The 13,836-nt window shown below is 71.6% G+C and carries 14 protein-coding genes; 3 read left to right on the top strand and 11 right to left on the bottom strand.

The window, feature by feature from the left end:
• Positions 1-59 precede the first annotated feature (59 nt).
• The 10 genes from AABA78_RS21650 to AABA78_RS21695 all read right to left on the bottom strand — a co-directional run bounded on the left by AABA78_RS21650 (position 60) and on the right by AABA78_RS21695 (position 8,713).
• Positions 60-905, bottom strand: a complete 846-nt coding sequence (locus AABA78_RS21650) for a hypothetical protein (protein ID WP_338265261.1) — start codon at positions 903-905, stop codon at positions 60-62.
• 23 nt (positions 906-928) lie between these two features.
• Positions 929-1,390 carry a PTS sugar transporter subunit IIA gene (locus tag AABA78_RS21655; RefSeq protein WP_338265264.1) on the bottom strand — a complete coding sequence of 154 codons (462 nt, stop codon included), beginning with the start codon at positions 1,388-1,390 and terminating at the stop codon, positions 929-931.
• 205 nt (positions 1,391-1,595) lie between these two features.
• Positions 1,596-2,261, bottom strand: a complete 666-nt coding sequence (hpf, locus tag AABA78_RS21660; RefSeq protein WP_338265267.1) for a ribosome hibernation-promoting factor, HPF/YfiA family — start codon at positions 2,259-2,261, stop codon at positions 1,596-1,598.
• A gap of 266 nt (positions 2,262-2,527) precedes the next feature.
• The gene (locus tag AABA78_RS21665; protein ID WP_338265269.1) at positions 2,528-3,316 is read right to left on the bottom strand and encodes a hypothetical protein; all 789 of its coding nucleotides are present in this window, start codon (positions 3,314-3,316) and stop codon (positions 2,528-2,530) included.
• Between the two features lie 16 nt (positions 3,317-3,332).
• Entirely contained in the window at positions 3,333-3,971 is a 639-nt protein-coding gene (locus tag AABA78_RS21670; RefSeq protein ID WP_338265271.1) for a GNAT family N-acetyltransferase, read from the bottom strand.
• Positions 3,972-4,061: 90 nt separating this feature from the next.
• Complete coding sequence (gene rpoN / locus AABA78_RS21675) at positions 4,062-5,582, bottom strand: RNA polymerase factor sigma-54 (protein WP_171419441.1); 1,521 nt, start codon at positions 5,580-5,582, stop codon at positions 4,062-4,064.
• A 252-nt stretch (positions 5,583-5,834) separates the two neighbouring features.
• Positions 5,835-6,575 (bottom strand): LPS export ABC transporter ATP-binding protein, encoded by a 741-nt coding sequence (gene lptB, locus AABA78_RS21680; RefSeq protein ID WP_338265274.1) that lies wholly within the window; start codon positions 6,573-6,575, stop codon positions 5,835-5,837.
• Complete coding sequence (locus AABA78_RS21685) at positions 6,572-7,198, bottom strand: LptA/OstA family protein (RefSeq protein ID WP_338265276.1); 627 nt, start codon at positions 7,196-7,198, stop codon at positions 6,572-6,574. The genes lptB and AABA78_RS21685 overlap by 4 nt, the downstream gene beginning before the upstream one ends.
• Positions 7,195-7,746, bottom strand: coding sequence for an LPS export ABC transporter periplasmic protein LptC (gene lptC / locus AABA78_RS21690; protein WP_338265279.1), 552 nt, complete (start codon positions 7,744-7,746; stop codon positions 7,195-7,197). The genes AABA78_RS21685 and lptC overlap by 4 nt, the downstream gene beginning before the upstream one ends.
• Before the next feature lie 13 nt (positions 7,747-7,759).
• On the bottom strand, positions 7,760-8,713 hold the full coding sequence (locus AABA78_RS21695) for a lysophospholipid acyltransferase family protein (RefSeq protein ID WP_338265280.1): 954 nt from the start codon (positions 8,711-8,713) through the stop codon (positions 7,760-7,762).
• An 18-nt stretch (positions 8,714-8,731) separates the two neighbouring features.
• Here AABA78_RS21695 and astB point away from each other — a divergent pair, with 18 nt between their 5' ends.
• Together astB and AABA78_RS21705 are read left to right on the top strand one after the other, a co-directional pair.
• Complete coding sequence (astB, locus tag AABA78_RS21700; protein ID WP_338265283.1) at positions 8,732-10,054, top strand: N-succinylarginine dihydrolase; 1,323 nt, start codon at positions 8,732-8,734, stop codon at positions 10,052-10,054.
• Positions 10,055-10,187: 133 nt separating this feature from the next.
• Positions 10,188-10,718 carry an aminoacyl-tRNA deacylase gene (locus AABA78_RS21705; RefSeq protein ID WP_338265285.1) on the top strand — a complete coding sequence of 177 codons (531 nt, stop codon included), beginning with the start codon at positions 10,188-10,190 and terminating at the stop codon, positions 10,716-10,718.
• Between the two features lie 4 nt (positions 10,719-10,722).
• On the opposite strand, the gene AABA78_RS21710 is transcribed toward AABA78_RS21705, so the two are convergent.
• Entirely contained in the window at positions 10,723-13,347 is a 2,625-nt protein-coding gene (locus tag AABA78_RS21710) for an O-antigen ligase family protein (RefSeq protein WP_338265287.1), read from the bottom strand.
• Positions 13,348-13,525: 178 nt separating this feature from the next.
• On the opposite strand from AABA78_RS21710, the gene AABA78_RS21715 reads away from it, so the two are divergent.
• Complete coding sequence (locus AABA78_RS21715) at positions 13,526-13,801, top strand: hypothetical protein (protein ID WP_171419285.1); 276 nt, start codon at positions 13,526-13,528, stop codon at positions 13,799-13,801.
• Positions 13,802-13,836: the final 35 nt, after the last annotated feature.

A 13,836-nucleotide genomic window follows, 5' to 3' on the forward strand; every position in this document is an offset into this window, starting at 1 on the left:
GGGAACGGCGATGCAGGGAAAGGGAGGGGGTGCCTGCGCAGCGGACAGGCTTCAGCGGCTCACAGCCGCACGGTGGTCCCGCGCGTCACCAGCGCGGCCAGCCCCTGCTTCGTCTGCGCGGCGGTGCGCAGGTGCAGCGTGAGCGCGCCCAGCTCGCGGATCCACGTGGCCGCGTTGGGGCCCAGGCCGGAGAACAGCACGGACAGCGGCGGCGGCTGGGCCAGCTTTCCCGTCCAGTAGCCCAGCACCTCGTCGCGCTCCGGCAGCGAGGGCAGCTTCATGCGCTCCTGCTCGCGCGCCAGGAGCCGCTCCAGCTTGCGCGGCAGGTTCACCTGCCAGTGCACCACCGTCTTCGCCGGCCGCCAGGCCCAGTCCGCGAAGGCGAAGCGCTCGCGGACCGCGTACTCGCCCCGGCCCTGCGTGACGAAGACGCGGTCCGGGGGGAACTCCGGGAAGGGGTCCCACTGCCCGGCCAACAGCGACGCCAGCCCCTGCTCGCCCGGGGGACGCCGGCGGAAGTTGTCCCGCACCGTGCGCGCCGCCTTCGTGTCCCAGTAGGGATAGGCCGGGTCCTCCACCATCAGCGCCAGGTTCAGCGCCTCGTCCCATTCGTCCGCGTAGCCGCCGGGCGAACCGCCCACCTCCCAGCCGCCGGGCGCCTCGTGCCAGGGCTGGAACACCAGCCGGTCCACCAGGTCCATCCACCCGTCCGAGTCCACCGACCCCACGCCCCCCGGCAGCGCCGACGAGGCCAGCCGCTGGCAGAGCGTGAACGCCTGCGCGTCACCCAGGTGGTTGGAGAGGGCTTCCAGCGCGCCGGCGGCATCTCCCATGGCGCGCTGGAAGAAGGGCAGGACCTGCTCGTGGAAGAAGCGGTCGTTGATGGGACGCAGGACGACGTCCATGCGGGGCGTCTCCTGTCAGCCCCTCAGGGCCGCGCGTCTTCCTGGACGATGAGGGCGTGGATGTCCGCGGCCGTGGGCGCTTCGAGGATGGCCGCCCGGAAGCGCGGGTTCTTGAACAGGCGCGAGATGCGCGCCAGCGCCTTCAGGTGCACCCCCGCGCTGTTCTCCGGCGCCACCAGCGCGAAGAACAGGTGCGTGGGCTTGCCGTCGATGGACTCGAAGTCCACGCCCGCCCGCGACACGCAGAAGGCCGCCTGGAGGCTGTCCATGCCCGCCAGCTTGCCGTGCGGAATGGCCACGCCTTCACCAATGCCCGTGCTGCCCAGCTTCTCGCGTTCCTGGAGCACCGCCACCAGCCGGTCCTCGCGCAGATTCGGGTGCGCCCGGGCCAGCGTGGCACTCAGCTCGCGCAGCACCTCCGGTTTCGTGCGGGACTGCATGTCCGCGACGACCGCCTGGGGGCTGAGGAAATCGGCGATTCTCAATGGCGCTCCCGCACTTGGCGCTCCGGGCCGGCAATGATTCCTCGGCCGGCAATTACTCCTCACACTGGATTCGCGCAAGGGTCGCCTGGGCGGTGGCAGGCGCTTCGCTCACTGCGCGTCAGCCCGGTGCCGAGTCCCAGCCCGGGCCCGGGCCCAGGCCCGGGGGGAAGCCCCGGACCCGGTCCCTGGTTCGGCCGACCGGCGGTCAGGTGCCCGTGGCGGCCACCGGAGCTTCGGGCAGGTGCGGTTCGATGAGGCCGAACCCACCCTCCTTGCGGCGGTAGACGATGGACAGCGCCTGGGACTGCTGGTTCTGGAACACGTAGAAGTCGTTGTTCATCAAGTTCATCTGCATCACCGCGTCGTCCACCGACAGCGACTGGATGGCCAGGTGCGTGGTGCGCACCAGCCGGGCGACGCCCGACTCGGCCACCGGCTGCCGGGGCTCCGCGGCGGGGGCGGCCTGGAGGGTGGCGGGCGAGGACGGCTCGGCGGCCTCCTCCGCGTCGTGGACCTCGAAGACGTCGTGGCGGACCTTGAGGTTGTTCACCAGGTCCTGGCGGTGGTGCACCTTCTCCTTGCCGTGGTGCGACTTGAGCTTGTCGCGGTAGCGGCGCAGCTGGCGCTCGATCTTGTCCATCGCCAGGTCGATGGACGCGTACATGTCATCGCTCTTCTCACGCCCCCGGAGGATCCAGGCGCCGGAGTGGATGGTGATGTCCGCGTGGTGCAGGTGGCGCTCCAACGAGAGCACGACGTGGGCCTCACCAGCCCGGTCCAGCAGTCGGTTCACCCGATCGACCTTTTCACGGGCGTACTCCTTCAGGGAATCCGACGCTCCGAACTGACGGAAGGTGATGTTGAGCTGCATGCGTGGCCGCCTCCTAGGGAGAGAGGTAAGCTCCGTCACAGATCAGAAACGGAGCCCACGCCGAAAGCAACCCGGCCCCCCAGGTTGGAACTTCCCGTCCACGGCTCGCGCTCGCGAAAGCGACCGCAATAGGACACGTCTGGTGTCCGCTGCATGGCACCCGGTGGGGATTCCGACCCGGGTCCCATTTTCCGGTCCGGTCTCCCCCACCCCGCGTGCGTGGTCCTCACGCGAGCAACATGCCTGCGCCCGGCGGCCCGACAGGCTCAGGGCACCACGGAGAGCACGAAGTCCTGCGAGTGGTAGATGGCGCCCGAGCACGACGCCACGCCCGTGCACTCGCCCACGGTGCCCACCAGGTCCGCGCCCAGGGTCAGGGTGTGGTTCGCCTGCGGGGTGCCGGCGGGGATGTCGATGGTGGCCTTGTTGCCGTCCTGCGTGACGGAGAGCACGCCGGGCGCCCTGCCCCCTTCGCGCAGGAGCAGCGCCTCCACGGGGCCGGGCACCTCCGTCGCGGGCTCCCAGAGGAAGGCATACGCCTGTCCCACGCGCAGCTTGTCCGGGGTGCCTTCCCCCTGGAACGTGAACTTGCGCTTGGCCTTGGCCTTGAGGACCACCAGGCGCACGGTGCTGGTGGCGTCCTGGAGCTGCACGGTGATGTCCTCCACCGGCTCGCGGCCCCAGGCGGCCGGGTCGAAGTTGAAGTAGGCGCGGCTGTTCTCACACGCCTCCGCGCGCCCCCCCACGTCCGACGCGCCGCCCGGCACCAGCGTCATGGGCTGGCCGTTGAGGGTGGCCGTGACGTCGTCCGCGAAGCGCGAGCACGGGCCGTCCGCCGTCACCGAGTAGCTGACGGTGAAGCGGTGCGCGCCCTGCGCGTCCGGCGTCTCCGCGTCGTCCACGTCCGCCAGCGCGAAGGTGAGCGAGCGGTCCGACAGCTCCGCCAGCGACATCACCTTCGTCTCGCCGCCGCCACAGCCGGTGAGCGCCACGAGCGCCCCCAGGGCGGTGAGGCGGGAAACGGTTCGACGCGGGCTCGGTGCGGGGAGGGTCATGGCGGCCGGCACCCTATCACTCCCGCGCCAGCAGTCCTTCGAGCCGCGCCTTCACGCCGGGCCACTCCGCGTCGATGAACCCGTAGTACGCGCTGTCCCGCACCACGCCGCCGCGCACGAGCATGTGGTTGCGCAGGATGCCCTCGAAGGTGGCGCCCAGCCGCTCGATGGCGGCGCGCGAGCGCACGTTGCGCCGGTCGGTCTTCAGCTGCACGCGCATCACGCCCAGCGACTCGAAGGCGTGCGTGAGGAGCAGGTACTTGCACTCGGTGTTCACCCGCGAGCGCCACACCCGCCGCGCCAGCCACGTGGAGCCGATCTCCAGCGTGCGGTACTCGCGGGAGATGTCCAGGTAGCGCGTGGTGCCCACCACCGCGCCGCCTGCCTGCTCGCGGATGACGAACGGCCGCTCCGTGCCCGCGGCGGTCGCCTTCAGCGCGGCGGCGACGTAGTCCGCCACGTCCGCCTCCGTGCGCAGCACGCGCGAGAAGTGGGCGAAGATGTCCGGCTCGCAGACGGCCGCGAGCGCGGGCACGTGCTCCGGAGTCATGGGCTCCAGCCGCACCGTCCGCCCCTCCAGGGTGACGGGCGGGACGACGAGCGGCACGGGGTCACGGCGGGGAACGCCGACATCGGTGGGGAGCACGGGGTCCATGGACCGCTTCATGCCCCAACCCCGGCCCTGGCGTGCAGGGCCGGTTGCGACAAACCGGCTGGACCAGTCCGCCCAGCCGACGGGACGGCGCTAGAAGTACTTCTTGCGCTTGCTGCTGGGGAGGATGCCCAGCACCTCGCGGTACTTGGCCACCGTGCGGCGGGCGATTTCGGTGCCCTGCGAGCGCAGCAACTCCACGATCTTCTGGTCCGAGTACGGGTTGCGCGGGTCTTCCTGCGACACGAGCTGCTTGATGTGGTGCTTCACGGCCTCGCTGGCCGTGTCCTCGCCGGACACGCGTGCGATGGACGAGTTGAAGAAGTACTTCAGCTCGAAGATACCCTGCGGCGTGTGGACGTACTTGCTCGTGGTGACGCGGCTGACGGTGGACTCGTGCATGCCGATGTCCTCCGCCACGTCGCGCAGGATGAGGGGCTTCAGGTGCGCGATGCCCTTGTCCAGGAAGTCCCGCTGGAACTTCACGATGCTCTCGGTGACCTTGTAGATGGTCCGCTGCCGCTGGTGGATGGAGCGGATGAGCCACATCGCGCTGCGCAGCTTGTCCTGGATGAACTCCTTCGTCTGCCCGGGGCTCACCGCGCCGTTCTTGAGCGCGTTCCGGTACATGCCGGAGATGCGCAGCTTGGACAGGCCGTCGTCGTTGAGGACCACGGTGTAGTCCTCGTCCCCCAGCTTGTAGACGAAGACGTCGGGGGTGATGTACTGCGCGTCATCCCCGCTGAAGTTGCGGCCCGGCCGCGGGTCCAGCTTCGGGAGCAGCTTCGCCGCCGCGACCACCTCGTCCAGGGTGACCTTGAGGTCCTTGGCGATGGCCGGGAGGTTCTTGCTCTCCAGATATTTCATGTGGCGCTTGATGATGAGGCCCAGCAGCGCCGCGTTCGGGTCCTTCATCGCCTGCAGCTGGATGAGCAGGCACTCCTGCAGGTCGCGCGCGCCGCAGCCCCGGGGCTCCAGGTTCTGGATGCGGCGCAGGGTGCGCTCGGCCACGTGCATGGGCACGTCCGCCTCGTTGGACAGGCGGATGAGCGGGTCGCCTTCAATCTCCGGCAGCTTGAGGTAGCCGTCGTCGTCCAGGTTCCCCAGGATGAGCACCGCCACGCGGCGCTCGGCCTCGTTGAGCCGCAGCGTGCCCAGTTGCTCCTGGAGGTGGTCGACCAGGTCCTCCTTCTTCACCATGTTGGCTTCGAACGACGGCAGGTCGTCCGTGGCCACGTTGCCCTTGTTGGAGGCGGTGGTGGGCTCGTTGAACTGGTAGCTGTTGAGGTAGGACTCCCAGTCAATCTCCGGGGGGCCCTCGCCGTCCGCCTTGAACTCCTGGGCCGTTTCAGGCGTCGCCGACGGCAGGTCCACGTCGCGCGCGATTTCCGCGTTGTCCGCCTCGAGCGAGGCCTCGCCAGGCTCCTTCTCGCTCACCTCGCCGGGCATGCCCTCCTCGGGCTGCTCCAGCAGGGGGTTCTGCTCCATCTCCTCGCGGACCTGGTCCAGGAGCTCCATTCGCGAGAGCTGGAGGAGCTTGATGGCCTGCTGCAGCTGGGGCGTCATCACCAGCTGCTGCGCGAGCTTCAGGCTCTGTTTGAGTTCCATCGCCATGTGGGGGCGTCTCCGGAAGGCATGCGTGCCACTTGATTGGAGGTTCCAATCAAGGACCGTGCCAACCTAACAAGGACCCCCGGCCACGTCCAGTGCCCCAGCGCATGGTTTCTGATTTGCAGCGTGAAAAATCCGCTGGAAATCCGACAGGTTGCCGTAACCCCCGCCTGCTCGGCTGATGTTCAAACGTCGACGCAAAAGCGGGGCCAACTTCACCCCGAGCATCTGGAGACATACGGGGAGGACGGCTTTTCACGGAGCCTGGAGACGGAACCGGTCTCCCAGGTAGACGGCCCTCGCGCGGGCCGAACCGGCGATCTGCGCGGGGGTCCCCTCTTCGAGGATCTGACCCTGTGCGATGATGTAGGCCCGGTCGCAGATGCCCAGGGTGTCCTGGACGTTGTGGTCGGTGATGAGGATGCCCAGGCCCCGCTGCCGCAGGAGGTGGATCTGACGCTGGAGGTCACCCACGTTGATGGGGTCCACGCCGGCGAAGGGCTCGTCGAAGAGGATGAAGCGGGGGGCGGGGATGAGGCTGCGGGCGATTTCGGCGCGCCGCCGCTCGCCGCCGGAGAGCGTCTCGCCCCAGGACTCGGCGACGTGGGAGAGGCCGAACTCCTCCAGGAGGGTGTCCGCGCGCTGCTTGCGGTCCTGGGCGGTGAGCCCCTTCTGGAGCTCCAGCACGGCGAGGAAGTTCTCGCGCACCGTGAGCTTGCGGAAGACGGAGGCCTCCTGCGGCAGGTAGCCCACGCCCCGGCGGGCGCGGCGGTGCATGGGCAGGTGGGTGAGGTCCTCGTCGCCCACGCGCACCCGGCCCGCGTCCGGCGTCACCAGGCCCACGACCATGTTGAAGCTCGTCGTCTTGCCGGCGCCGTTGGGGCCCAGCAGGCCCACGACTTCACCCGGAGCGACGTTGAAGGACACGTCGCGGACCACCTGGCGCTTGCGGAAGGACTTCTGGAGCCCCTCGGCGAACAGCTTCGCGCCGCTCATGGCGTCGCGCCCGCCGGCGGCTTGGGCGCGGGGGCCTTCTTGCGGGTGCCCGGGACAGCGGTGGTGGACGGGGAGTCCACGAGGATGCGGGCGTTCTCCACCTCCAGGCGCTCGTTGCCCAGGATGAGGCGCACCTTGGTGCCGGTGAGGTAGGTGTTGCCCTGGCGGGCCTCCGGGGAGCCCGTCACCACCAGCACGCCCGAGGGCACGTCGTAGTCCGCGCGCTCGCCCCGGGCCTGCCGGTCGCCGTCCACGGCGCGCACGTTGCCGGCGCACACCACGCGCGTCACCTGGCGGGTGGCGTTGTAGTAGCCGGTCATCTTGTCGCAGCGGATGTCCATGGTCTGGTGCTTCACCACCACGTTGCCGGTGAGCACCGCCTGGTTGCGGTCGCCAGTGACGTGGTCCGCGGACAGGTCCACCGGGTTGCGCAGGCCCGTGGGCGCCAGCGACGTGCCCGGCGCGGTCGGCGGCGCGGCCGGGGTGTTCGCGGCGGGGGCTGCCGGGGTGGCGCCGGCCTTCGGGGCCGGGGTGGCCTGCGCGACGGCCGGGGCGGCGGGCACGGCGGCCTGGGTGGACGTGGGCTGGGCCAGGAACAGCGCCATCACGAGGAACTCAATCACTCCGTCGCTCCACCCAGCACGGCTTGGACCGTGCCCTCGAAGGTGAACGTCTGGTCCGCGGCGGACAGCGTGAAGCGGTCCGCTCGCATCTGGTAGTCGGGGCCCTTCATCGTCACGCCCTCCTCGCCATGGGCCTGCCGCGAGTCGGCGTTGTAGGTAAGCCGGGGGGTGTTGGCCACCAGCCCCTCCCCCGTCCGCACGACGACGCCGCCGGTGCCCACCCACGTCTTGGACGCGAGGCTGCCGTCCATATTCGGCGCGGTGATGGTGGTGCCGCTCGACGAGGTGGAGGGCGAGCCCTGGGCGCCCTTCCCGGGGGGCAGGCGCACGACGACGTCGGTGGCCTGCACCTCGCCGCCCGCGCGCCGGTAGAGGACGCGCGCGGCGGTGCCGGAGACCTGGAGCGTGTCGCCCTCGTAGGAGCGCAGGTGCGCGCCCTCCAGCACCACGTCCGGGCGCGGCTCGTTCGCGGCGCCCGGGGCCGGACGGCGCGGCGCGCAGGCGGTGGCGAGGAGTCCCAGGAAGCTCAAGGCAAGCAGGCGCGGCACAGGGCCCTCCTTATCACCGCGCCGGGGCGGACGGTGCGCCGGCAAGGGCCGGGGGAACGTCCTGGGGAGGACGCGTCTTCCAGCGCTGATGCATCCACACCCACTGTTCGGGGGCGCGGCGGATGGCCGCCTCGATGCGCTGGGACAGGGCGGAGGTGAGGGCCTGCACTGCCGCTTCACGCTCCGTCGCGTCCGGGTGCGGCACCTCCTCCATGGTGAGCCGGTAGCCTTCGCCGTCGCGCTGGCAGAAGCCCACCACCACGGCCGCGCCGGTGCGCAGCGCCAGGTCCGCCGCGGCGCGCGGGGTGGCCGCCAGCTCTCCGAAGAAGGGCACGAAGACGGACTGCACCTTGGTGTCCTGGTCGATGAGGATGCCCAGGATTTCGCCGCTGCGGAGCGCGCGGAGCATGGCCCGGGCCGCGCCCTCCTGGCCGCGCCAGATGCTGCGCACCCCGCCCTTCGCCCGGAAGTCCTCCACCAGCGCGGTGAGGCGCGGGTCGCTGGTCTCCTTCGCGATGCTCTGGCTGGGGTAGCCCGCCCTCGCCACGCGCCGGGCCAGCAGCTCCCAGTTGCCCACGTGGCCGGACACGAAGACGACGCCCTTCCCCTTGGCCAGCGCGGCCTCCAGCACCCGGCGGTCCTCGTCCGGCCAGGACACCAGGGACTCCAGCCCGGCCTCCAGCGCACGCGCGGAGGCCACCTCCAGGGCGGCCGCGGCCAGGTGGCGGAAGGCGTCACGGGCGAGTGCGTCACGCTCGGCGTCGGTCCGGTCCGGGAAGGCGCGGGCCAGGGACTTGAGCGCCTTCTTCCGCTCGCCTCCCGCCAGGGCATAGGCCCAGCCGCCCAGCGTCATGCCCAGGGTGCGGGCCGTGGCCAGCGGCAGGAACTGGAGCAGGCGCAACATCCCGGCGATGAGCAGGTAGCGCAGGTAACGCTTGAGGCGCTTTGTTAAAGGGGGACGCTCCACGACGCGTCTCCATATCCCATGCGCGAATACAACTTCGACGGCCTCATTGGTCCGACCCACAATTACGCCGGCCTCTCGCCGGGCAACCTGGCGTCACAGCACCACGGCGGCCAGCCCAGCCACCCCCGGGAGGCGGCGCTCCAGGGGCTGGAGAAGATGCGCTTCGTGTCGGAGCTGGGCGTCGGCCAGGCGGTGCTGCCGCCCCAGCCGCGCCCATCCCTGCGCACGCTGCGGACGCTGGGCTTCACGGGCTCCGACGAGGAGGTCATCACCCGCGCCGCTCGCGACGCGGAGCACCTCTTGCGCCTCACCTCCAGCGCCTCCGCCATGTGGACGGCGAACGCGGCCACGGTGGCGCCGTCGGCGGACACCGCGGACGGCCGGGTGCACCTGACGCCCGCGAACCTCACGCAGATGTTCCACCGCGCCATCGAGGCGGACACCACGCACGCGGTGCTGCGCGCCATCTTCGCGGACCCGAAGCACTTCCAGGTGCACGCGCCGCTGCCGGGCGCCGCCCACTTCGCTGACGAGGGCGCGGCCAACCACACGCGCCTCTTCACGCCGGGGCACAAGGCCGTGCACGTGCTCGCCTGGGGGCGCAGCGCGTGGCAGGACGTGAAGGGGCCGCAGCGCTTCCCCGCGCGCCAGACGCTGGAGTCCAGCCAGGCCCTGGCGCGGCTGCACCAGCTGGCGCCGGAGCAGGTGCTCCTGCCGCAGCAGCACCCGGACGGCATCGACGCGGGCGCGTTCCACACGGACGTGCTCGCGGTGGGCAACGAGCGCTTCCTCATGCTGCACGCGCTGGCGTTCGTGGAGCACCCGAAGCTCCTCCAGACGCTGCGCGAGAAGCTGGGGGACGCCTTCCGCTTCGAGGTCGCCACGGACGCGGAGCTGCCGGTGAAGGACGCGGTGCGCGCGTACCCGTTCAACTCGCAGGTGCTGTCGCTGCCGGACGGCACCATGGCCATCATCGCGCCCATCGAGAGCCGCGAGACGCCCACCGCCCGCGCCTTCCTGGAGCGCGTCGTCGCCGGAGACAACCCGGTGAAGGCGGTGCACTACCTGGACGTTCGACAGTCCATGAACAACGGCGGCGGCCCGGCGTGCCTGCGCCAGCGCATCACGCTCACGGACGCGGAGCGCGCCGCCGTCACCGCGGACGTCTTCTACTCTCCGGCGCTGCATGAGTCGCTCGCGGGCTGGGTGCGCAAGCACTACCGCGACGTGCTCAAGCCGGAGGACGTGAGGGATCCGCAGCTCGCGCGCGAGACGATGACCGCGCTCGACGAGCTGACGCGCCTGCTCAAGCTGGGCAGCGTGTACGACTTCCAGCAGTGACGTGACATGGCCCGCCTGCCTGCCCTCCGGCGCACCGGACGAGGGCAGGCAGTCACGGCCGCCCCGTTCGGGTGGCGAATGGCCGCCCGCGTCGTCCGGACACACCTTGAACGTGAAGGAGGTGATGTCCCCCATGATCCCGAAAGCCATCCAAAGCTACCTGCGGCGCCACCGTGTTCCCTTCGAGCGATACGCCCACGCGCGGGCGGTGAGCGCGATGGAGCTCGCGGACGTCCTCAACGTGCCTGGCTGGCGCGTGGCCAAGTCCGTCATCGTGCTGGCGGACCGGCAGCCCTGGATCGTCGTCGTGCCCGCGATGACGACCGTGGACCTGCGGCAGATCCGCCACACGCTGGGCGTCCGCACCGCGCGGCTCGCCGCCGAGTCCGAGTTCGTCGACCACTTCCCTGACTGCGAGCCGGGCGCCGAGCCTCCCTTCGGCGAGCTGTACGGACTGCCCGTCGCGATGGACGAGTCCCTGAGCGTCAACGAGCGCCTGCTGTTCCGCGCCGGCTCTCATGAGGAGGCCCTGGAGATGCGCTTCCAGGACTTCGCGCGCCTGGAGTGGCCGCTGGTCGCGTCCTTCATCCAGCCGGTCTCGCGAGAGAAGGAAGAGAAGGCGGAGTACGGAAGGCCGATGGAGGACTCCGGCGCGTCGGCCTGAGCCGTCAGGGCGAGGGAGCGTCGCTGACCGCGTCCGGGCCGGACAGGTCCAGCTCCCGCGCCTTCGCGTCCTCCAGCAGCGCCCCCTTGTGTGCGTCCTGGAGCGCACGCTCGCGGGCCTCCAGCCGCGCCGCCCAGGCCTCGCCTTCGGAGCGCCGTGCGTCCTTCAGCGGCATGAGCCGCAAGCCCTCGTGCACCGAGCGCGCCGCCGCGTCGTAGCGCGACAGCAGCTCCTGCAACCGCGCCACCGCGAAGTGGCTCTCCGGGCCGGGCAGTAGCCCCACGACCGAGCGGCGCTGCTCCAGCGCGCGGGCCAGCAGACCTTCCCGTTCAAAGCTGTCCGCCTCCAGCGACAGCAGGCGCGCGCGCTGACGCAGGTCGGTCAGGTACGGCGCCACCGCGGCCAGCGTGTCCCGGGACCTTCGCGTGAGCCCGGCCTCCTGCTGCCGCGTGGACAGCGTGAAGGCCAGCTCCACGTCATGGGGGAAGCGCTTCGCGAGCGCCTCCAGCGACTGGAGTGCCTCCGCGTGCCTGCCCCGCGCACGCCATACATCCGCGCGCAGCAGGTGCGTGGCCAGCGCGTCCGGAGCGCGCCGTTCCACCTCCACGCAGGCCGCCTCCGCCGCGGGAAGGTCCCGCTGTGCCAGCTGCCCGCGCGCTTCCTGCATCCACAGCGCGGTGGCTTCGGGCCGGCCTTCGAAGTGCTCGCGCGCCCAGGCCAGCCACGCGAGTCCCAGCGCGCGACGCGAGGGCTCGGCGACCAAGGCCTCCGCCAGCTCCATCACCTGTCCGGGCGCTTCGGGCGTGAGGGTCTTCAGCTCCTCGACCGTGCGGGCCTGGGGCATGGCCTCGCTGATCAGAACGCGCATGTCCCCGGCCTCGTGCGCGAGCCGATACTCCAGGAAGGCCTGCTCGCGCCGGCCCAGGTGCAGCAGGGCTCGCGCGGCCACGCGGTGCGCGGGCGCATCCAGGGGGCGCAGGTACAGCGTGTGATTGACGAAGGCCAGCGCGTCCTTCGCGCCCGCCGCGCCGTTCGACACGGAGGCCATCGCCATCAGCCGGTACAGCAGGTAGTCCGCCGGGTGCACGTCGATGAGCTGGAGTCCCAGCGCTCGCACCTCCGCGCCCGGCGCCCGGGCCGACACGCGCTCCGCCAGCAGGGCCTCCGCGTCCGCCATCCTCCGGCGCCCCGGCACCAGCGCGACGAGCATCACGACGGTGAGCCCCGCCGCCAGCGCCAGCGCGGGGACGACGGGCAGGGCCCCTGTCCTCGTGCGCCGCATGGCCATGCGCTCCGCCTCGCGGGGCCGGGCCACCGCGCCCAGCACCACCGCGACCGCGACCGCGCACGCGGGCAGCTCCAGGCTGAAGTCGAAGAGGTTGTGCAGCGCCAGCGCCGCCACGCCGGACAGCACCGCCAGCTCCACCGGCCCGTGGTCCTCGCGCCGCACGCGCCGCACGAAGGCCCAGAGGCCCAGTGCCAGCAGCAGCAAGCCGGGCACGCCCCACTCCGCCGCCACCTGCAACACCGCGTTCTCCGGGTGCGTGAAGGTGTTGGGGTTGGGCTCGGTCTGGTAGCGCGGGAAGGCGGCCTCGAACGCGCCGCGCCCCATGCCCAGCACCGGGAAGGCGCGGGCCGCGCGGGCCATCATCGGCCAGGGCTCCAGCTTGCCCCGGCGCAGGGACTCCACGCCGTCCACGGTGCGCGCCTCCGCCCACAGCTGATCCGCCGCCAGGTACGCGCCCACGGACAGCGTGGCCAAGAGCCCCAGCAGCACCGCCGCGCCCCGGCCCCACGCGGGCCTCGCGGGAGTGCGCGCCTCGCGCCGCTGCTTCATCAACCACGCGGCGAGCAGCACCTGCCCGAAGACGAAGAACACGATGCCCGCGCGCGACAGCGACAGCAGCACGCCGGCGCCGGAGACGAGCGCCGCCATCGCGAAGGGCCACGCGCGTGAACGCGGCTGCTTCGACAGCGCGAGCCCCACCGCCACCGTCGCGCACAAACCCAGGAAGCCCGCGAGGTGGTTGGGGTTCCCGAACGGCGTCACCAGCGGCGGCCGCGCATGCACGTACGCGCGCAGCCCGAAGAGCGTGTCCACGCGGAACAGCGCGTGTCCCAGCCCCACCGCCGCCACCGCCGCGCCCGTGAACGCCAGCACCGCGAGCAGCCGCTGCCGTGACGCCCGCGCCCGGCACACCTGCACGGCCGCGACGAACGTGAGCAGGTAGGCCAGGTGCTTCTCCAGCTCACGCCACGTGGCGGAGGGCTCCAGCGACACCGGCCGCCAGCCCGTGAGCCCCAGCGGCACGAGCACGTCCTCGCGCAGCGCCGCGGCCTCCGGGCTCACCCAGGCGAGCAACCCGGGTGGCAGTGGCACGAGCTGCAGCGCGCACAGCACCACGCCGCCCACCAGCGGCGCGGCCAGGAGCGGCACGCGCGGAGTCTCCCCCTGCCGCCTCGCGCCCACGAAGGCCAGCACCGCCGCGGCCCCGGACAGCGCGCCCAGCGGCCACGACACCCAATGCGCCGCGCCGCCGAGCGCCACCGGCCCCAGCACCACCAGCGCCGCGAGGGCCACTTCCGCGAAGACGGTGTACCGGGAGACGCGGTGGGGACCAGGAGCCATGCGAGGCGCGGGAGTATGTCACGCTCCTCGAGGGCCTCCGTGGCCTGTCCCCTCGGGCAGGAGGCGCACCGCCTGGACGCCCCCTCCCCTGACGCGGCGGCCCCGGGCCGTCGAATGAACGGGCCCCCCGGGACACCGCTTGCATCCGGGGACCCATCTGGCATCTTCGCCCGACCCCATGCGTCGCTTCCTGCTCACCGCCGCCGTCCTCTGCGCCTCCCTCTCCGGACTCACCGCGTGCAAGAGCAGTTGCCGCGAGCTGTCCGAGAAGCTCTGCGAGTGCGCCTTGAACTCGGTGGAGAAGCAGGCCTGCCAGCAGCGCGCCGCCGACGAGGAGGGCCGCGTGGAGCCCACCGCCGAGGACGAGGTGGCCTGCGAGGCGAAGCTCGAGGGCTGCGACTGCCGCACCATCGAGACCGAGGAAGGCAAGAAGGCCTGCGGCCTCGCCCGCTGAGCACCGTCCCCTGAAGGGACGGCGCCCGGAGCACC

The sequence above is a fragment of the Corallococcus caeni genome, from assembly GCF_036245865.1.
GTDB lineage: Bacteria > Myxococcota > Myxococcia > Myxococcales > Myxococcaceae > Corallococcus > Corallococcus caeni.